This is a genomic window from Acidocella sp., assembly GCF_036489515.1.
In the GTDB taxonomy this organism is placed as follows: domain Bacteria; phylum Pseudomonadota; class Alphaproteobacteria; order Acetobacterales; family Acetobacteraceae; genus Acidocella.
The window spans coordinates 21,437-40,995 of the sequence record NZ_DASXFO010000005.1; the positions used below are offsets into that span (position 1 = coordinate 21,437).

Consider the following 19,559-nt stretch of genomic DNA (forward strand, 5'->3'; position numbering starts at 1 on the left):
GGCCTTACACGGAACGGATTGGAAGGAACATGAAGAAGAGAAGAAAACGCGCACCTCCTGGCGCGACCGGCTGAGGCCGGTCGCGGTAGCCTGGCGATGGCGTCACTTCGCAGTTAGGGTTTAGGAGGCGCCCGTTAGGGCGAGTTCGATGATGCGCGCGACCACGAGGCCGCCGGCAAGAAAGAGATAACCACGGAGCGCCATCATCCAGACCCGCATCGCGGGCGTGAACCCGCCGGGTGCCAGCTTGTGGAGCGGCGACATCCGCCAGTCATCCTGGCCGGAGCGATCGACCGGCGGCGCCTTCGCAGCACCGCTCATCCGCCGCATCACGAACATGACGAGCGCGATGATCACGGCAAGGATGCTGCCGCCGCCAAGGATCGCGATGATCTGGGTGCCGGTGATCGCGGGATAGACCACGGCCGCGGTGAGAATGACCGAGAGCAGCAGCAGCACCGCGATGACGACCCCGGTGAGGAGGTTGATGAAGCGCCCGTTCACCCAGGGACCAAGCACCGCCCTATCATTGCAGAGCAGGAGCAGAAAAACGGTGGCGCTCGGCAGCAGCACGCCGGCCAGACCCTGCACCGCGTTGGTGATGAGCCCGAGCGGCATGCCCGGGGTGAGCACCAGCGCCGCGGCGCCGAACAGCAAAGCGCCATACACGACGTAGAAGAACTTCGCCTCGCCGGGCTTGCGGTGCAGCGAATGATTGAACTTGAAGACGTCGGAGATCGCGTAGGCCGTGGATAGCGACACCGCCGAGGCGCCGATGATGCTGGCGTCGATCAGAGCGAGCGCGAACACCACCGCCGGCACCCGGCCGACATATTTCTGCAGCCCATCCGCCACGCCGAGATCGTCGGTGAAGTTGCCGAACTCCGGGTGGTGCGCAAAGATCGCGGCGGCAGCCGCCATCAGCGCGATGGCGCCCCCGATCACGATGATGAAGCCGATCGCAAGATCCACCCGCGAATAACGGATGAAGCGCGGCGTGATGCGCTTGTCGACGACATAGCTCTGCTGGAAGAAGAGCTGCCAGGGCGCCAGCGTGGTGCCGATGATGCCGATCACCAGCAGCAGCACGGCGGCCAGGCCATCGGACGGGACATGCGGCATCTGCGGCACGAAGAAGCCGTTCGCGACCGCGCCGAGCGGCGGATGCACGAGGACGAACAGTGGCACCAGCAGGAAGCTGAAGGCGATCAGGCACATCGCAAAGCGCTCGAACTTGCGGAAATCGCCGGTGCTGGCGACGCCGATGATGACGCAGGCGGCGATGAAGACTCCCGCGATCTTCGGCACGCCGAGATATTGCAGGCCGAGATTGATGCCGATGAATTCGGAGACGATGGTCAGCGCGTTCAGCAGGAACAGGTCGATGACGCTGAAAGCGCCCCAGAACTTGCCGAAACGCTCGAGGATCAGGCGAGCATGGCCGACGCCGGTGACGGCACCGAGCCGGATGACCATCTCCTGGTTGACGTAGAGCACCGGCAGCATGAGCAGCAGCGTCCATAGCAGCGAATAACCGTAATTCTGGCCGGCCTGGCTGTAGGTGCTGAAAGCGCCGGCATCGTTATCGCCGGTCATGACGATCAGGCCTGGCCCGACGATGGCAGCTAAGGTGACCAGGCGCGTCTTCCAGGTGCGGCGCGGGGCGATATCGCCTTTGGCAATGGTGCCGAAAGCGCCGCGGATGTCGCCGAGATGCGCCTGGTCGAGAACGGCGGTCGCCGGTTCGGTCGGGATCTTGGGCATAAGGCTCATTTGTCGCATCTCATGGCGCGGGCGCGCCCTTGTGGTGGTTGTCCAACGAACGGATTTAAAAAGCGCCCAGGCGCGGCGCGGCGCGCACGGTCAGCCTGGCGGCTGACTGACGTGATGACAGTCATGGTCGATCTCCGGGTGGAGGGGCTTTACCTAAACAGCGGCGACGGCGCGTTAGAGCGCGGCGTCGTTATCGATCTTCCACTGAATGAACAGGCGGCCATTCGCATCCTGCCGGCCGCCGCAACGCTCCGGCCAGAATTCAACATGTCGAGACGCCCACGACGTGGGACGAATTTCAAAATCTCGGCCATCACGGCCTCCTATTGCTAAAGCTGTTGCTAAAGCCAGGGAGGCCGAGGCCGGGCGGGTCAGCCTAGCCGGCTGAAACCCTCGCGGTCACTTGGCAATCCCAGGCGTCAAAGCCACACAGCGGCGAGACAATCAGCGCACAGCGCCGACTATCGCCCTCCGTGGGCTGGCTGGTAGATCGCGGGTTCATGTGATCCTTGCTGGAGTGACAAAACATGGTTGGCCAACGGCACGCTGCCGTCTGGCCGACGCGGCCCGTATACCCCCGAGAATTCCGAGTCAAGACGGAGCCATAAAGTCTGCATTCACGGGTTTTTGAACCCAAGCGGCCGCTTTTTGAAAAAAGCGGCGCAAAAATTTTTGTTAATGCTGGGCCATGGGCTGTGTCAGCAACAACGCCCCAGGCCCAGCATTAACAAAGTTTTTTTGCTACTTTTTGTTCACAAAAAATAGCCTTCCCCTTCACTTTTTGGAGCAATCGAATCGTTCGAGCACTTGTCAGGCATGCTTCATACCCAGCCACCCAATTGTAACCACGGCATAAGGATAAAGCCTATTGTCAAAAATGTAGCCTTAGCTACATTGTGGCGTGAATGCTGCGGAGCGACCATGAGCGACTTCACCGACCTGGCGAAACCCTCACTGACGGATCAAACCACGCTCCGCATCCGCGAGGTGCTGGCTGGCCGGCGGCGCGGCTTGGGGTCGGCCCTGCTGTTCGCGGGGCCCGCGGTGATTGTCTCGATCGCCTATATGGACCCGGGCAATTACGCCACCAACATTCAGGCCGGTGCCGCATTCGGCTATGGCCTGCTCTGGGTGGTGCTGATGGCGAGCCTGATCGCCATGCTGTTCCAGATATTGTCCGCCAAGCTCGGGATCGTGACCGGTAAGAATCTCGCCGAAATGTGCCGTGCGCAATTCCCTCGCCCGGTCGTCTATGCGATGTGGGTCGTCAGCGAGATCGCCGCGATGGCAACCGACCTCGCGGAATTTCTCGGCGGCGCGATCGGGCTGTCGCTGCTGTTGAAGATGCCGCTGCTCGCCGGCATGGTGGTCACGGGGCTGATCACCTATGGCATTTTGTTGTTCGACCGCCGCGGCTTCCGCCCGCTCGAGCTCATCATCGGCGGCCTGGTCAGCGTGGTCGGCCTGTGCTTTCTCATAGAAATGTTCATCGCTCCGGTCGCCTGGGGCCAGGCCGGGCTGCACAGCGTGGTGCCGTCGCTGCCGAATGCCGAGGCCCTGACCATCGCCGTCGGCATCATCGGCGCCACCATCATGCCACATGCCGTGTATCTGCATTCGGCCCTCACCCAGGCGCGCGCGCCCGGCCGGAACGTGAAGGAACGCCGGGCGCTGCTGCGCTTCTCGAACCGGGAATGCATCATCGCCCTCGCCGGGGCCGGCGCCGTCAACATGGCGATGGTGATGATGGCCTCCGCGGCCTTCCATGCCGGCCACAGCGATGTCGCGGAAATCCAGACCGCCTATCATACGCTGACGCCCCTGCTCGGCGCCGGGGCGGCGGCCGTGTTCCTGATCTCGCTGATGGCCTCGGGCATTTCCAGCTCCGCCGTGGGCACCATGGCCGGACAGGTGATCATGCAGGGTTTTGTGAACTTCCGCATCCCCATCGCGGTGCGGCGCCTGGTGACCATGGTCCCTGCCTTCGTGGTCATCGGCTATGGCGCCAACGCGACCAACGCGCTGGTGATCAGCCAGGTGGTGCTGTCCTTCGCCTTGCCGCTGCCGATGATCGCAGTGGTGCTGTTCACCCGCCGGCGCGACCTGATGGGCGAATTCGTCAACAGCCGTCTGACCAATACGCTGGCGATCGGCGGCACCGTGGTGATCCTGGCGCTCAACGCCGTGCTGCTGCTGCAGACCTTCGGTGTGCCGATCCCCGGCCTGCCCTCGAGCTAGAAATAGAAAGGAAGCGGCCGCTTTTTGAAAAAAGCGGCGCAAAAACTTCTTTTATGCTGGGCCTCGGGCTGTGTCAGCGACAAAGCCTAAGGCCCAGATTAACAAAGTTTTTTTGCTACTTTTTGTTCACAAAAAGTAGTCTTTCTTCTGTCGCTGAGCCCCAGCCCAACGCACCGCGGACGATGGCGCCGGTGACGAACAACCCGCCCAGGCCGCACACAGCGCCGACCGCGAACACGGAAGGATAGCCGTAAGCGGTGGCAAAGATGCCGGTCAGCGGTCCTGTCAGCCCGTAAGCGGCGTCCTGAAAGGCGGCGAAGCCGCCCAGCGCGGTGCTGCGGATCTGCGCCGGCACGCGCTTGACGATTTCCACACCGAGCGAGGGGAAGATCATCGAGCAGCCGGCCCCGGTCGCGGCCGCGCCGAGCAGTGCTACAGGCGCCGAGGGCGCGAGGTAGAGCAGCGACTGGCCGATGATTTCGACGACGAAGGAGGCCATGGCGACCTGTCCCCCGCCAAAGCGGTCCGGCGCGCGGCCAAAGAAAATCCGCACCAGCACGAAGGCGCCCCCGAAGCAGGTCATCGCCACGCCGGTCCCGGACCAGTGATGCGCGGCGAAATCGAGCGAGACGAAGGTCCCGATCCCGGCGAAGCCCACGCCCTGCAGCAGCACGCCAAGCCCGGCCTGCCAGATCAGGCCGACGGTTTTCAGGAAGGATTGGCGCTGGCCCGGATGCGGGGCGACATGTGGCACCCGGAACGCCAAAGCAGCGGCGATGAGCGGTGCGGCGATGGCGGCCAGGCCGACAAACACCAGCCCGCCCTGGCGGTAGAGCCGATACCCGATCGGCGCCGCCGCCGCCATCGAGCCGTACATGGCCATGCCGGTCCAGGCGAGCACGGTGCTGGCGCGGGCCGGGCCGACCGTGCCCATGCCCCAGCCAAGCATGCCGACCACCACCTGGCTCTCGCCAAAACCGAGGATCAGCCGGCCTGCGATCAGCACCGCGAGGCGCAGACCGTCCGGCAAAGGCAGGACGGCGCACAGGATGAGCGCCACGCCCGAGCAGCCGCAAAAGAACATGCCGCGCAGCATCACGCCTTTCGCGCCTTCGGCATCAGCCGTCCGGCCGGCATAACTGCGCGTCAGAATGGTGGCGAGAAACTGGATGCCGACCGAGATGCCGACCAGCACATTGCCGAAACCTAGATCATGACCGACATAAAGCGGCACAACCGGCAAGGGCAGGCCGATGGTCATGAAGGTGAAAAACATGGCGCAGGCCAGCCGCGCGAGAAGCCTTAGCGCTTGGCTGTCCGCATTGGGGGAAATCGACATCGTCACTCCAGAACTTCGAGGGTGAGCGTTTATCTTGGGTCATTTCCCGATCTCGCCAGTTTTTGATCACGCCCCCCTTGCCTCAGCGGCGCGCCGTCTAAAAACGCCCTATGTAAGTAGAATTCCGTCTATAATGCCCAATCTCTGTCGGGCGTCACGCGGCGCCAAACGGCCGCGGGAGCGGAAAGGGGTTAGCGATGCGCCATGATGTGCTGATCGTCGGGGCCGGGCCTACCGGGCTGGTGCTGGCGCTGTGGCTGGTGAAGCAGGGGATTCGTCCGCGCATCATCGACAGGAATACCGGGCCGGCCACCACGTCCCACTCCCTCTCCGTGCAGGCGCGCACTCTGGAACTCTACCGGCAGTTGAACCTTGCCGACACCGTGGTGGCGCGCGGCCACAAAGTGCCAGCGATCAATCTCTGGGTGAAAGGCGCACCGGAAGCGCGCCTGCCATTCGAACAGATCGGCGGCAGGCAGACCCCCTACCCGTTTTTGCTGATCTTTCCGCAGGACCAGCATGAGCGGCTGCTGATCGAGCAGCTGGAACAGGCCGGCATCACCGTGGAACGGCGGCACGAACTGCTCGGCTTTATTGACCATGGCGGCCATGTGACGGCGCACATAAGCGGCCCCGGCGGCGAGGAGTTCTATGCGGCGCGGTTCATCGCCGGTTGCGATGGCGCAGGGTCGCTGGTGCGCGAGAACCTGGGCATCGGCTTCGCCGGCCGCACCTACCGGCAGTTTTTCTATGCCGCCGACGTCACGGGCCACGGCCGGGCCTTCGATGGCGAGCTGCATGTCGACCTCGACGAGGCGGATTTTCTCGCGTTGTTTCCGCTGCCCAGCCCGGGCCAGGTCCGGCTGGTCGGCACTTTGCGCGATGAGCGGGTGAACCGGCCGGAGACACTGACTTTCGCCGATGTCAGCCCCCGGGCGATCCAGAATTTTCAGCTTGAGATCGCCTCGGTGGGGTCATTCTCCACCTTTCACGTGCATCACCGGGTCTGTGCCCAGATGCGCAAGGGGGCGGCTTTCCTGCTCGGCGACGCGGCGCATATCCACAGCCCGGCCGGGGGCCAGGGCATGAATACCGGCATCGGCGACGCCATCAACCTGGCCTGGAAACTCGCCGCCGTGCTGCGCGGCCAGGCACCGGACACGCTGCTGGACAGTTATGAGAGCGAGCGCATCCGTTTCGCGCGGCGCCTGGTGGCGACGAGCGACCGGGGGTTCCGTTTCGCCACCGCCCCGGGGCTATTTGCCGACCTCCTGCGCACCCGGCTGGCGCCGCCTTTGCTCCAGCGCATGACGCGCCTCGAGGCGATGCGAATCTATATGTTCCGCGCCGTGTCGCAGCTCAACGTGGATTACCGCGGCAGTAAGCTGAGCCGGGGCATGGCGGGGCAGGTGCATAGCGGTGACCGGCTGCCGTGGGTGATCGTGGACGGGCAGGATAATTTGACCAGCCTGTGCGCGCTGAACTGGCAAGCCCACGTATACGGCAAGGCCGACGACGACCTCATCGCCTGGTGCCAGGCGCGCGAAATCCCGCTGCACCTGTTCCCCTGGCGGGAAGAGTGTGAGGCCGCGGGGCTGGAGCCCGACGCGGTGTATCTGCTCCGGCCGGACGGTTATGTGGGCGTGGCGGAATTATCCGGCTCGGTGATGGTGCTGGAGGATTACTGCGCCGATCTCAGCCTCGATTTCTGTAAACACGCGAAACCCCAGGCGGCCCGGCCACGCGTGGAATAAGCGCAGCCAAAGCGAAGAGAAGGACTACTTTTTGTGAACAAAAAGTAGCAAAAAAACTTTATTAGTCTGGGCCGTGGGCGTTATCAGCGACACCGCCCATGGCCCAGCATAGCAAAAGTTTTTGCGCCGCTTTTTTCAAAAAGCGGCCTCTTCCTCTTCCGAGAAGCCGGCCAGCCCAGTAAGAGCGCCGCAAACGGGGCGCGGAACATGGTGCAGAAAATTTTCCCAAGTCCGGCGGTGGCGCTGGAGGGCGTGTTGTTTGACGGGATGACCATCATGTCCGGCGGGTTCGGCTATGCCGGCAATCCGGAAAGCCTGATCGCAGAGATTTATCGCGCCGGCACCAAGAACCTCACTGTCATCTCCAACAATTGCGGCAACGAGAATTTCGGCCTGTGGTTCCTGCTGACGCAGCGGCAGATCCGCAAGGCCGTCTGCTCCTATCTCGGCGTGAACCGGCTGTTCCAGGAGCAATGCCAGGCCGGCGAGATCGAGCTCGAGCTTAACCCGCAAGGCACGATGGCCGAGCGCATCCGCGCCGGCGGCGCCGGCATTCCGGCCTTCTATACCCGCACCGGGGTCGGCACCGTGGTCGCGGCGGGCAAGCCGGCGGAAGAGTTCGAGGGACAGCTTTATATCCGCGAAACATGGCTGCGGGCGGATCTGTCGATCGTGAAAGCCTGGCGCGGCGATCCGGCGGGGAACCTCGTGTTCCGCAAGACCGCGCGCAATTTCAACCCGGAAATGGCGACGGCGGGGAAAATCACCGTCGCCGAGGTGGAGGAGATCGTCGAGGCCGGGGCGCTCGATCCCGACCAGATCCACACACCGGGCATCTATGTGGACCGGCTCGTGCAGAGCACGATTAATGAAAAGCGCATCGGTGAGCTTACGGTGAAGAAAGCGGCCGCTTTTTAAAAAAAGCGGCGCAAAAACTTTTTGCTATGCTGGGTAGTGGGCGTTGTCAGCGCCAGCGCCCATGGCCCAGCATAGCAAAGTTTTTTTGCTACTTTTTGTTCACAAAAAGTAGTCTTCCTTCTTTTTACTTATAAATACCCTGTACCGGCCTCGCGGGCGAAACGTTCAGGGTCGCCCTCCCAGACGATGCGCGCATGCTCCAGCACATAGACGCGGTCAGCATGGGGGAGCGCGAAGGTCACGTTCTGCTCGGCCAGCAGCACGGTGATCGGCGTGCTGTTGCGCAACACTTCCAGCGCCTTTGAGATCTGCTCCAAGATCACCGGCGCGAGACCCAGCGTCGGTTCATCCAGGAGCAGAAATTTCGGCCGCATCATCAGCGCGCGGGCGATCGCCAGCATCTGCTGCTCACCGCCCGAGAGGGTTTTGGCCATCTGCGTCTGGCGGCTGCGCAGGATCGGAAACAGGCCGAACAGCCAGTCGAGCTGCTTTGCGCCCTCCGCCGGGGGTAGGTGCCAGCCGCCGAGATCGAGATTTTCGCGCACGCTCATATCGCCGAAGAGCTGCCGCGTCTCAGCGCATTGCACGATGCCGGCGCGGGCTATGGAAGCGGCGGTGCGCCCGGCGAGGGGTTGCCCGCCCCATTTGATCGTGCCGGAATAGGGCACCAGGCCGGAAATGGCATTGAACAAGGTGGTTTTGCCGGCGCCGTTGAGGCCGACCACGGAGACAAACTCTCCCTCCTTCACGTGGAGCGAGACTTTGTCCAGCGCCTGCGCCTTGCCGTAGAGCACGCTGACATCCGCGATTTCCAGCAGCGGCGGGCCCGCTTTCTGGCTGATCTGCGGCCGGGCCGCGACCTCGATGGCGCCGCCGAGATAGACCCGGCGCACCGTCTCGTTGCGCATCACCTCTTCGGCCGTGCCCTCGGCGACGTATTCGCCCAGATACATCGCGAGCACGCGGTCCGCCATGGCCGCGACGCTCTTCACATTGTGGTCGACGAGCAGCACCGCCCTGCCCTCACCGCGAAACCCTTCGATCAGGCTTGAGAAACTTCTGACTTCCTGGGCGGTGAGACCGGCGAAAGGTTCATCGACCAGGACCAGCCTGGGGTTGCGGGCGATCGCTTTCGCCAGCTCCATCCGGCGCAGATCCGCGAACGGCAGCGTCGACGGATAACGGTCGAGCACGCGGTCCAGTTCCACGCGCTCGGCGATCTCGCGTGCCTTGCGGTCCACCGCGCGGTCATGCATCAGCCGCAGCAGGGAATCCGGCAGCAGGCCGAGCTTGATGTTCTCCAACACCGTCTGGCGGTGCAGCGGGCGGGAATGCTGGAACACGATGCCCACCCCCGCCCGCGCCACACGGTGCGAAGGCCAGCCGGCGACGTCCGTGCCGTCGAGCCTGATCGACCCGGCATTGGGCTTGATGATGCCCATGATCAGCTTCATCACGGTGGATTTGCCGGACCCGTTCGGGCCGATCAGGCCGAGAATTTCCCCCGGCATGATGCGAAAGCCGAGATCCTTCACCGCCACCAGCCCGCCGAAACGCTTGGTCAGGCCGCTGACGCTGAGGCAGGCGTCCTTGATCACCACGTCGCGCATCAGGCGCGCCTCGCGCGGTGCAGAACACCGAGAAATCCATCGGGAAAGAGCAGAATCACGGCAAGCGCGATGCCGGCGACGACGAAATTGTTCAGCTGCCCCAGCGGCCGCAGCAGCTCATTGGCAAGGATGATGAACACCGCGCCGAGAATGCCGCCGAGAATGGTGCGCCGTCCGCCCAGCACGGCCATGATGATGATCTGCACGTCGATGGAAATGTCGATGACCGTGTCCACCGAGACGGTGCCCATGTAGAAGATCAGCATGCCCCCGGCGAGGCCGGAAAACAGCGCGCTGATGCAGAAGGCGGCGAATTTATGCTTGGTGATGTTGAAGCCGAGTGCTGCCGCCTCGGTGGCGTCCTGGCCGCTCGCCTGCAGGATCAGCCCCAGCGCCGAGCGCGACAGGCCATAGAGGATGACCGCGCAGATGACGAGGAAGCCGAGCGCGTATTCGTAGTTCACGCCGGCGTCGATGGAGAGCACGCTCGGCACGGTCATGCCGATCTCCCCGCCGGTGACACCGGCGAAGATGACGATGAAATTCTGCAGCAGCAGCACCGCGACCAAGGTGACGAGACCGAAATACGGTCCGGTAAGCCGCAGCGCCGGCAACGCCAGCAGCGCCCCGCCGGCGACCGCGAGCAGCCCCCCGAAAATGAGGCAGACCACGATCGGCAGACCGGCCATGCTGTTGAGCATGGCCGCGCCATAGGCGCCTAGCCCGATCAGCGCGGTGGGGCCGAAATTCACCTCGCCCGCGAAGCCGAACAGCAGGTCCCAGCTCATCGCGAACACGCCGAAATAATAGGCGACCGTGAACACGCCGAGGAAATAGGCGGACATCCAAAGCGGCGCCACTGCCGCGAACAGCGCCAGCACCACGACGAGCCAGAAACGCGGTTGTTTCAAGAAACCCATTGCAGCTCCCTTAGACAGGACAGGAAGGAGAAGACTTCTTTTTGTGAACAAAAAGAAGCAAAAAAACTTCTTTTATGCTGGGCCATGGGCTTTGTCGCCGACACCCCCCATGGCCCAGCATAAAAGAAGTTTTTGCGCCGCTTTTTTCAAAAAGCGGCCGCTTGCTTCGCTTTGAGAACCCGGATGAGCGATCATGCCCTAACGCCGGCCGAGCAGCCCTTGCGGGCGGAGATAGACGACGATGACCAGCAGCAGCAGCGCCGGAATGGGCCGCAGGGTTGGCGCCACAAGATAGGCGGTGATCGTCTCCAGATAGCCAACGACATAAGCGGCGATGAGCGAGCCGGAGACGCTGCCGAGCCCACCCAGCACGACGATGGAGAAGGCGCTCGCCGTCAGCGTGCCGGTATCGGCCGGGCTGGTGCCCAGGAAAGAGGCGAGCAGCACGCCGGCGAGACCCGCCAGCACGCCATAGATCGTCCACACCAGGAAATGGATTTTCGAGAGCTCGAAGCCGAGCATGGTGAGACCGCGCGGGTTGATCGCCGCGGCGAGCAGGGCCTTGCCGATGCGGGTACGGTTCACCAGCAGCCAGAGCAGGCCGATCACGACCCAGCAGATCACCGCGATCATGATCTCGTTGGTCGGCGTGCGCACCCCGGCGAGCGACGTAACGCCGCCGATCAACGGCCGCATCGCCACCGGATTATCCGTAAACAGATAATCGAGGCCCGACTGGATCATGATGCCCCAGATCAGCGTGGCGGTGAGCACGAAAATCTCGGTTTCATCGGAGGAGATGGCTTTCGAGCGCTGGATCGGCCGCACCACCACGAAATAGGTGGCATAGGCGGTGAGCAGCCCGGCCAGGATGCCGAGCAGCGTGCCGCCCACTGCGCCCGCCCCGGTATTGCCGGCCACCAGCCAGCCGACCACCGCGGCCACCACCATGATGGCGCCATGCGACAGGTTCAGCACGCCGGAGACGCCGAACATCAGGGTGAAGCCGGTGGCGCCCAGCGCGTAGAGCGCGCTGATCGCGAAACCATCAATGAGGATTTGCCAAAACAGGTGCATGCGCTCTCCAGGGCAGGAGCCCGTACCAGATGGTCTCTGACCCGGTGGACGGCCCGGTTATCCGGGCCGCCGCTCGGTTGCTATTGCGCCGCCAGCTTGATGAAGGACGGGAAGACCAGCTTGGCGTGGCAGATATCGCTCGGCCACACGCAGACCTGCTTGCCGTTCTGCCACTGGATGTCGACACCGGTGACGAAGCCGGGCCCCACTTTCATCGCATGGGTGAAGGGGTTGTCCTTGCCGTAGAACTGCACACGGCCCAGCGTGCCGACATAATTGGTCTGCTCCAGCGCCGTGACCATTTTGTCCGGATCCGTCGAACCGGCGCGCTTCACCGCGTCGGCGATGATGAACACGTCGTCATAGGCCGTATAGCCGTCATAGGCCGGGGTGGCGCCATAGCGTTGCTGATAGGCCTCGGTGAAGGGAATGGTTTTCGGCGTGATCGCGACACCCGGGGCGGCGGCGCTGGCGGTGATTACCCCTTCCGTCGCGCCATGCGTATCATCCCAGAACGTGCTCGTCGTGGCCTGCGAACTTTGCCCGGCCATCGGGATCGGCACCTGCTGGTCGTGCCATTGCACGGTCGGCTGCACGCCAACATGGCTGATGCCGGTGACGATCAGATCCGGATGTTTCGCTTCAATATCGTTAAAGATCGGTGTGAAATCCGTGGTGTCCGGATTGAAGCGGACATGGCCGAGCACCTGCACGCCTATTTTCGGCAGGCATTGCAGATATTCATTGTCGAGCGGCGTGGTCCAGGCCGCGTCCTCGCTCATGATCACCGCGCTCTTGACGTTATACGGCTTCACCAGGAGGTCGTCGATGCCGGAACAAATGACATCCGCGAGCGCCTGTGAATTGATCCAGCCATGAAACATGTATTTGTACCGGCTGTAATCCGCATGGACCATTGTGTCGATCGCCGTGCTCGCGGCGCCGGGCGTGATGGTGGGCATGTGCAGCCGTGCGGCCCAGGGCTCGACCGCCAGCGCCACTTCCGAAATATAGCTGACGATCACCGCGTTCACGTGGTCCTGGGTCACCGCGCGCTGGAACGCCCGCACCGCGTCGGAGGCCGAGGAATGGTCGTCGTAGACAAAGAGCTGAACCGGTTGCCCGTTAAACCCGCCTTGGGCGTTCATCTGGTCCACCGCCAGCTGCGCCGCCTTGGTGATCGAGGCGCCGGCCACCGCCGAGGCTTCGCCGATCACGCCGATTTTCAAAGGCGGCCCATCGGCCCGGGCCGCGTGCAGCCCAGCAGAGCTGAGCGCCAGGGCCGCAGCCGCACAGGAGAGGCCCGAAAACCATCTCGTCAACGCTGAACGCCTAGACTTTTCCATCTGAACGCTACCTCTCTTTTTTTTAATTTTTTGGTTTGCGGTTGGTCGATTTTGTTGTTGGATCTTACGTCGGTCTTTAGCTTTTATGTGCTTATGGTTCTTACGTATTATTCGACAATACGGACGACTGTTTATTCATTTCAGTCGTAACGCCCATGCCATGAATATGTCAACGGCATAAACTTCGGCGGTTCCCTGCGCAGCATCTGCCGGCTCCGCGGTGCCGGCCTCTCTTGATCTTGCCGCACCGCCGCAAGTATGGCCTTTGTCCTGACCCCGCCAAATCGCGGGTTCTTCATGACAAGTCCGGTCCCCTTCCTTCATACCCTGGCCAGTTTCGCAGTCGCTTTCGTGCTCGGCACGCTGATCGGCGCCGAACGGCAATGGCGGCAGCGCTCGGCCGGGCTGCGCACCACGGTGCTGGTGGCGCTCGGCTCGGCAGCCTTCGCCGAGCTGGGCGTGCAACTGGCCGGGCCGGCCGGTTCCACACGCATTGTCGCCTATATCGTCTCCGGCATCGGGTTTCTCGGCGCCGGCGTCATTTTAAAAGACGGCACGAACATACGCGGCCTCAACACCGCCGGGACGCTGTGGTGCTCCGCCGCGGTCGGCGCCTTCTCGGGCTGCGGCTATCCCGCGGAGGCGACCGCCCTCACCGTCTTCGTGCTGGCCGGCAACACCTTGCTGCGGCCGCTGGTAAACTACATCAACCGGATCCCGGTCGACGCCCGCTTCAGCGAGGCGCAATACACCATCCATGCGCTGTGCCGGCCCGCCGCCGTGGCCGATGTCCGCGATTTGCTGTTCGATGTGCTGGAAAGGGCACACTACCCGGTGCGGGAGGTCGAGGTCCTGACCGAGAATGACGACATCGTCGAACTCGGCGCCACGCTGGTCGCCTCCAGCGCGCGGCTGACGGAGCTGGACGAGGTGGTTACAACCCTGGAACGTTCGCCGCTGGTGAAAAACGCCACCTGGACCTCCAGCACGACCGGCTGACCAAATCGTTGCGCAGACTTAACCTGGCGCCGAACCACACCATATGATGCTCGCAGCCATGCTGCTCACATCAACCAGGAGTCAAATTATGCATCTCAGTGCCCGCGCGATAACCCCTCTGGCCGCCGTCCTGCTGCTCGCCGCCGCCCCGCTGGCGCAGGCCAAGCTGGTGAAATTCTCCGGCACCTTTGGCCTCGAAGGTGCTGTGACCACCAAGCCCACCGGCCACGTGCGCGGCACCTTCGACACGGTGACGGATAAGGTCACCTATCATATTGTCTATGCGCACCTGTCCGGCCCGGTGATCGCGGCCCATTTCCATGGCCCGGCCGCCCCCGGCCAGGAAGCCGGCGTGCTGCTGCCGATCCCCGGCCCCTATCACAGCGGCATGCACGGCACGCTGACCGCAAACGCGGCGACCGCCACCGTCCTGCTCGCCGGTAACACCTATGTGAACCTGCACACCACCGCCTATCCGATGGGCGAAGCACGGGCGCAGGTCATTCCCAGCAAGTAAGTAAAGGAAGGCTTCTTTTTGTGAACAAAAAGAAGCAAAAAAACTTTTTTTATGCTGGGCCATGGGCGCTGTCGCCGACAACGCCCATGGCCCAGCAGAGAAGAAGTTTTTGCGCCGCTTTTTTCAAAAAGCGGCTGCTTTCTTCTATCTAAGATAGCCGGCCAAGACGCCAGAACAATTCTTGACACTCCTCGAATAGCGCCTACTATTACGTTACGCTATTGAAGTTCGTGCTGAATCCGTCCGCTGGTCGGAGAATAGCGCAGCGGGCGGTTTCCTGACAAACGAGCGGGAGCTCAACGAATGGGAAACGCACCAGAACTCTGGCTTTTGGTCGTGTACGCCTGCGGTATTTTGGCGCTCGTTGCACTGATGATCGGCGGCTCCTTTGTTCTGGGCCAGCATCATGTGGCGCGGGCCACCGTCCAACCGTTCGAGAGCGGCATTTTGCCGACTTCCGATGCGCGGCTGCAATTTTCCATCCAGTTTTATCTCGTGGCCATGTTGTTCGTGGTCTTCGACCTGGAGAGCGTGTTCATCTATGCCTGGGCGGTCGCGCTGCGCCCGGCCGGATGGGACGGCTATCGAGCGATGCTCGCCTTCATCGTGATTCTGCTGGCCGCCCTCGCCTATCTCTGGCGCATCGGCGCCTTGGAGTGGGGGCCGAAGCCTCGCTTGCACCCCGTCAGCAGTTTGCGGTGAACCGCATGGCCTGGACCCTCAGCCGGACCCACGACGTTCCGCCGGCACCAAAGCCGGTTGAGCACGGCTCGTTCACCGAGGCGGTGCGCCGCAACCTGGTGTTGGGCAAATTGCAGGACCTGGTGTCATGGGGCCAGAAAAACTCGCTCTGGCCGTTCAATTTCGGGCTCTCCTGCTGCTATGTGGAAATGGCCACGTCGTTCACCAGCAAGTTCGACATCGCGCGCTTCGGCTCCGAGGTGCTGCGCGCCACCCCACGCGAGGCCGACGTGATCGTCATCTCGGGCACCGTGTTCGTGAAAATGGCGCCGGTGATCAAGTATCTTTACGACCAGATGCTGGAGCCGCGCTGGGTGATCTCGATGGGCTCCTGCGCCAATTCCGGCGGCATGTATGACATCTACAGCGTGGTGCAGGGCGTCGACAGTTTCCTCCCCGTCGATGTCTATGTGCCGGGCTGCCCGCCGCGCCCCGACGCGCTGTTCGAAGGGCTGATGCTGCTGCAGAAGGCGGTGGCCAGCGACCGGCGCCCGCTCAGCTGGGTGGTCGGGCCGCAAGGGGTGGAGCGCGCGCCGCGGCCCAGCCAGCGCGACGAGAAACGCATCTGGCGCCGCCAGGCAACCACGCTCGATCCGCCGGACCACGTATAGAGGAGAGGGGCGATGTTGCAGACCGTTCCGGGCCGCTTCGCCGAACCCTCAATTCTCCGCGAACTTGCGGCAAGGCTCGGCAACGAGGCCTTCACGGCGCAACAAACCGTCGATGGCATCCCGACCATCTGGGTGACGCCGGACCGGCTGCGGCAGACGCTACATCTGCTGAAGAACGAACTGCCCAACCCCTACCGGCTGCTGTTCGATCTCACCGCGATCGACGAGCGCTCGCGTAACCATCGCGAGGGCCAGCCGGCGGCGGATTTTTCCGCCGTCTATCATCTCGTCTCGTTTGGCCGCAACGAAGATTTCCGCCTGAAAGTCGCACTCACCGGCACACCGCATCTGCCCAGCATCTGCAGCCTATGGCCGAATGCCAATTGGTACGAGCGCGAAGTCTGGGACATGTTCGGCATCGTCTTCGACGATCATCCGCATCTCACACGCATCCTCACGCCGCGCAGCTGGACCGGCCACCCGCTGCGCAAGGAGCATTACGCCCGCGCCACGGAAATGGGGGTCTATGATCTCACGGAGGACAAGGAGATCGCCGAGCAGGAGGCGCTGCGCTTTCGTCCCGAGGAGTGGGGCCTGACCCGCCGCAGCGGGAGCAGCGAGTTCATGTTCCTCAACATGGGCCCGAACCATCCCAGTGTGCATGGCGTGTTCCGCCTGATTCTGCAGCTGGAAGGCGAAGAGATCGTCGATGTGGTGCCGGAAATCGGCTTTCACCATCGCGGCGCCGAGAAGATGGGCGAGCGGCAATCCTGGCATACGTTCATCCCCTACACCGACCGCATCGACTATCTCAGCGGTGTCATGAACAATTTTCCTTACGTGATGGCGGTGGAGCAGCTTGCCGGCATCAAAATCCCGCCGCGCGCGCAGACGATCCGCGTCATGCTGGCGGAACTGTTCCGCATCATCAGCCATCTCGTGTTCTTCGGCACCATGTCGCAGGATGTCGGCCAGCTCTCGCCGGTGTTTTATATGTTCACCGACCGCGAGCGCGCCTTCGAGATCGTCGAGGCGATCTGCGGGTTCAGGATGCATCCGTCCTGGTTCCGCATCGGCGGCGTCGCCGCGGATCTGCCGCAGGGCTGGCAAAAGCTCATCGCCGATTTCTGCGACTATCTGCCGAAGCGGCTCGACGAATATGACCGCCTGGTGATGCGCAACCGCATCTTCAAGGCACGCGCGGTCGGCGTCGGCGCCTATACGCTGGACGAGGCGATCGAATGGGGCGTCACCGGGCCGGGCCTGCGCGCCTGCGGCTTCGACTGGGACTGCCGCAAGGCCCGCCCCTATTCCGGCTATGAGCAGTTCGACTTCGATGTGCCGACCGCGACCCATGGCGATTGCTACGACCGCGTCGTCGTGCATCTCGAGGAGATGCGCCAGAGCCTGCGCATCATCCGCCAATGCCTGAACAACATGCCGGAGGGCCCTTACAAATCCGACCATCCTTTGACGACGCCGCCGGTGCGGGCGCGCACCCTGCACGACATCGAAACGCTGATCACGCATTTTCTGAATGTCAGCTGGGGGCCGGTGATTCCGCCCGGCGAGGCCTGTGTGACCATCGAGGCGAGCAAGGGCATGAACGCCTATTATCTGGTGAGCGACGGCGACACGATGTCGTACCGCACGCGCATCCGCACCCCGTCCTTTCCGCATCTGCAGATGATCCCGCTGATCAGCCGCGGCAGCTTCGTCGCCGACCTGATCGCGCTCATCGGCAGCATCGATTTCGTGATGGCCGATGTCGACCGCTGATTTTTTGCTCCTCCCCCTGAGCGCGGAGGAGCGGGAACACATCGCGACCCTGGCCGCGCACGGGGAGACGGCGCGTTCGGCCTGCATCGACGCGCTCAAATACGTGCAGTCGCGTCATGGCTGGGTGAATGACGCGCAGCTCGCCGCGATCGCCGCCCTGCTTGGCATGTCGGCCGCCGAGCTCGACAGCGTCGCCACCTTCTACAATCTGATTTTTCGCAAGCCCGTCGGCAAACACGTGATTTTTCTCTGCGACAGCGTGTCATGCTGGATCATGGGAAGGGAGCGCGTGGCGGCGCAATTGCAGCATCGTCTCGGCATCTCCCCGGGTGAAACCACGCAGGACGGCGACTACACGCTGCTGCCGATCGTCTGCCTCGGCCATTGCGACCATGCCCCGGCCATGCTGATCGACGAGACGCTCTACGGCGATGTCGACGCCGCCCAACTCGATACAATCTTCGGTCCTAGAGCATGATGCCCATGGATCAATCATACTCTGGGATAGAGGAAAGCGGCCGCTTTTTAAAAAAAGCGGCGCAAAAATTTTTGTTATGCTGGGCCATGGGCTGTGTCGGCGACAAAGCCCATGGCCCAGCAAAAATAAAATTTTTTTGCTACTTTTTGTTCTCAAAAAGTAGCCTTTTCCTGAGGTGCTGCGCATGACGGAAACGCCGCTTACCGCCAATATCCGCCCCGGCGAACCGCTCGACCTTGGCGCCTATGAGCGCGCCGGTGGATACCGGGCGGCGCGCCAGGCGGTGACGCAGATGACACCGGCGGAGGTGATCGATCTCGTCACCCAATCCAAGCTGCGCGGCCGCGGTGGCGCCGGGTTTTCCACCGGCCTCAAATGGAGCCTGGTGCCCAAGCTCGAAGCTACGCCGCCGCCGCGTTATCTGGTGGTGAACGCGGACGAAATGGAGCCCGGCACCTTCAAGGACCGGCTGCTGCTGGAGGGCGATCCGCACCAGATGGTCGAGGCGATCATCATCTCCGCTTATGCGATCCAGGCCGATAGCGCCTTTATCTTCCTGCGCGGCGAATACCATCTCGCGGCAAAGCGGTTGCAGCGGGCGATCGACGAGGCGGCGGCGCGGCAGTACATCGGTCCCAACAGTTTCGGCGGGGCATTCAGCCTTTCTGTGCATCTGCACACCAGCGGCGGACGTTATATCTGCGGCGAGGAAACGGCCCTGCTCACGGCGCTGGAGGGCAAGCGCGCGATCCCCCGCGCCAAGCCGCCCTTCCCGCAGATCAGCGGCCTGTGGGGACGGCCGACCGTGGTCAACAATGTCGAGACCCTCTGCAATGTGCCGCATATCGTCAATAATGGTGCTGCGTGGTTCATCGGCCTCGGCAAGGACACCGATAGCGGCACGAAGATTTTCGGCGCCAGCGGACGCGTACGCCGGCCCGGCACGTGGGAGCTGCCGATGGGCACGCCGCTGCGCGAGATCCTGGAAGAGCATGCCGGCGGCATGCAGGACGGGTACGAGTTGCGCGCCGTTCTACCCGGCGGCGCCTCCACCGGCTTCATCATGGCGGCCGATCTCGACGTACCGATGAACTATGCCGCGGTGGAAAAATGCGGCAGCCGGCTCGGCACCGGGGCGGCCATCGTGCTCGACCAGCGCACCTGCCCGGTCGGCATGCTGCGCAATCTCGAACATTTTTTCGCGCAGGAATCCTGCGGCTGGTGCACGCCCTGCCGCGACGGCCTGCCCTGGGTCGAGCGTCTGCTCGCCGGCATCGAGGCCGGTCAGGGGGCGGAAGAGGATCTCGCGATTCTCGAAGAGCATGTCGGCCTGCTCGGCCCCGGCCGCACCTTTTGCGCGCATGCGCCGGGGGCGATGGCGCCACTCGCCACCGGGCTCAAATATTTCCGTGCCGATTTTGAACAGCATGTTCACGACCAACATTGTCCGTGGAGTTGA

The 19,559-nt window shown here is 63.0% G+C and carries 18 protein-coding genes; 11 read left to right on the top strand and 7 right to left on the bottom strand.

Annotated elements, in window-relative coordinates; all coding sequences use genetic code 11:
- Positions 1 to 120: 120 nt before the first annotated feature.
- Positions 121 to 1,773, bottom strand: a complete 1,653-nt coding sequence (locus tag VGG47_RS00555) for an Nramp family divalent metal transporter (RefSeq protein WP_331534904.1) — start codon at positions 1,771 to 1,773, stop codon at positions 121 to 123.
- Between the two features lie 123 nt (positions 1,774 to 1,896).
- Between VGG47_RS00555 and VGG47_RS00560 the strand changes: the two genes are divergently transcribed.
- Both VGG47_RS00560 and VGG47_RS00565 read left to right on the top strand, forming a co-directional pair.
- Positions 1,897 to 2,106, top strand: coding sequence for a hypothetical protein (locus VGG47_RS00560; protein WP_331534905.1), 210 nt, complete (start codon positions 1,897 to 1,899; stop codon positions 2,104 to 2,106).
- 588 nt (positions 2,107 to 2,694) lie between these two features.
- Positions 2,695 to 4,011, top strand: a complete 1,317-nt coding sequence (locus VGG47_RS00565) for an Nramp family divalent metal transporter (protein WP_331534906.1) — start codon at positions 2,695 to 2,697, stop codon at positions 4,009 to 4,011.
- Positions 4,012 to 4,126: 115 nt separating this feature from the next.
- Here VGG47_RS00565 and VGG47_RS00570 read toward each other — a convergent pair whose 3' ends face one another.
- Positions 4,127 to 5,350: an arabinose transporter gene (locus tag VGG47_RS00570; protein WP_331534907.1), complete on the bottom strand. Its 1,224-nt coding sequence runs from the start codon at positions 5,348 to 5,350 to the stop codon at positions 4,127 to 4,129.
- Between the two features lie 197 nt (positions 5,351 to 5,547).
- On the opposite strand from VGG47_RS00570, the gene VGG47_RS00575 reads away from it, so the two are divergent.
- Positions 5,548 to 7,104: an FAD-dependent monooxygenase gene (locus VGG47_RS00575; RefSeq protein ID WP_331534908.1), complete on the top strand. Its 1,557-nt coding sequence runs from the start codon at positions 5,548 to 5,550 to the stop codon at positions 7,102 to 7,104.
- A gap of 207 nt (positions 7,105 to 7,311) precedes the next feature.
- Positions 7,312 to 8,022, top strand: coding sequence for a CoA transferase subunit A (locus tag VGG47_RS00580; RefSeq protein ID WP_331534909.1), 711 nt, complete (start codon positions 7,312 to 7,314; stop codon positions 8,020 to 8,022).
- Between the two features lie 128 nt (positions 8,023 to 8,150).
- On the opposite strand, the gene VGG47_RS00585 is transcribed toward VGG47_RS00580, so the two are convergent.
- From VGG47_RS00585 to VGG47_RS00605, 5 genes are all read right to left on the bottom strand, one after another.
- A complete protein-coding gene (locus tag VGG47_RS00585) occupies positions 8,151 to 9,632 on the bottom strand; it encodes an ATP-binding cassette domain-containing protein (RefSeq protein WP_331534910.1) in 1,482 nt (493 codons plus the stop codon).
- Positions 9,632 to 10,552, bottom strand: coding sequence for a branched-chain amino acid ABC transporter permease (locus tag VGG47_RS00590; protein WP_331534911.1), 921 nt, complete (start codon positions 10,550 to 10,552; stop codon positions 9,632 to 9,634). Before VGG47_RS00590 ends, VGG47_RS00585 begins: the two co-directional genes overlap by 1 nt.
- Before the next feature lie 72 nt (positions 10,553 to 10,624).
- The gene (locus VGG47_RS00595) at positions 10,625 to 10,747 is read right to left on the bottom strand and encodes a hypothetical protein (RefSeq protein ID WP_331534912.1); all 123 of its coding nucleotides are present in this window, start codon (positions 10,745 to 10,747) and stop codon (positions 10,625 to 10,627) included.
- Positions 10,748 to 10,750: 3 nt separating this feature from the next.
- Positions 10,751 to 11,629, bottom strand: a complete 879-nt coding sequence (locus tag VGG47_RS00600) for a branched-chain amino acid ABC transporter permease (protein WP_331534913.1) — start codon at positions 11,627 to 11,629, stop codon at positions 10,751 to 10,753.
- A gap of 80 nt (positions 11,630 to 11,709) precedes the next feature.
- A complete protein-coding gene (locus tag VGG47_RS00605; protein ID WP_331534914.1) occupies positions 11,710 to 12,951 on the bottom strand; it encodes an ABC transporter substrate-binding protein in 1,242 nt (413 codons plus the stop codon).
- Between the two features lie 321 nt (positions 12,952 to 13,272).
- Between VGG47_RS00605 and VGG47_RS00610 the strand changes: the two genes are divergently transcribed.
- The 7 genes from VGG47_RS00610 to nuoF all read left to right on the top strand — a co-directional run bounded on the left by VGG47_RS00610 (position 13,273) and on the right by nuoF (position 19,559).
- On the top strand, positions 13,273 to 13,974 hold the full coding sequence (locus VGG47_RS00610; protein ID WP_331534915.1) for an MgtC/SapB family protein: 702 nt from the start codon (positions 13,273 to 13,275) through the stop codon (positions 13,972 to 13,974).
- An 88-nt stretch (positions 13,975 to 14,062) separates the two neighbouring features.
- A complete protein-coding gene (locus VGG47_RS00615) occupies positions 14,063 to 14,491 on the top strand; it encodes a CHRD domain-containing protein (protein ID WP_331534916.1) in 429 nt (142 codons plus the stop codon).
- 303 nt (positions 14,492 to 14,794) lie between these two features.
- Positions 14,795 to 15,193: an NADH-quinone oxidoreductase subunit A gene (gene ndhC / locus VGG47_RS00620; protein WP_331534917.1), complete on the top strand. Its 399-nt coding sequence runs from the start codon at positions 14,795 to 14,797 to the stop codon at positions 15,191 to 15,193.
- A gap of 5 nt (positions 15,194 to 15,198) precedes the next feature.
- Positions 15,199 to 15,843 carry a NuoB/complex I 20 kDa subunit family protein gene (locus VGG47_RS00625; RefSeq protein ID WP_331534918.1) on the top strand — a complete coding sequence of 215 codons (645 nt, stop codon included), beginning with the start codon at positions 15,199 to 15,201 and terminating at the stop codon, positions 15,841 to 15,843.
- A gap of 12 nt (positions 15,844 to 15,855) precedes the next feature.
- Positions 15,856 to 17,622 carry an NADH-quinone oxidoreductase subunit C/D gene (gene nuoC / locus VGG47_RS00630; protein WP_331534919.1) on the top strand — a complete coding sequence of 589 codons (1,767 nt, stop codon included), beginning with the start codon at positions 15,856 to 15,858 and terminating at the stop codon, positions 17,620 to 17,622.
- On the top strand, positions 17,609 to 18,100 hold the full coding sequence (gene nuoE, locus VGG47_RS00635; protein ID WP_331534920.1) for an NADH-quinone oxidoreductase subunit NuoE: 492 nt from the start codon (positions 17,609 to 17,611) through the stop codon (positions 18,098 to 18,100). Before nuoC ends, nuoE begins: the two co-directional genes overlap by 14 nt.
- A gap of 184 nt (positions 18,101 to 18,284) precedes the next feature.
- Complete coding sequence (nuoF, locus tag VGG47_RS00640) at positions 18,285 to 19,559, top strand: NADH-quinone oxidoreductase subunit NuoF (RefSeq protein WP_408841230.1); 1,275 nt, start codon at positions 18,285 to 18,287, stop codon at positions 19,557 to 19,559.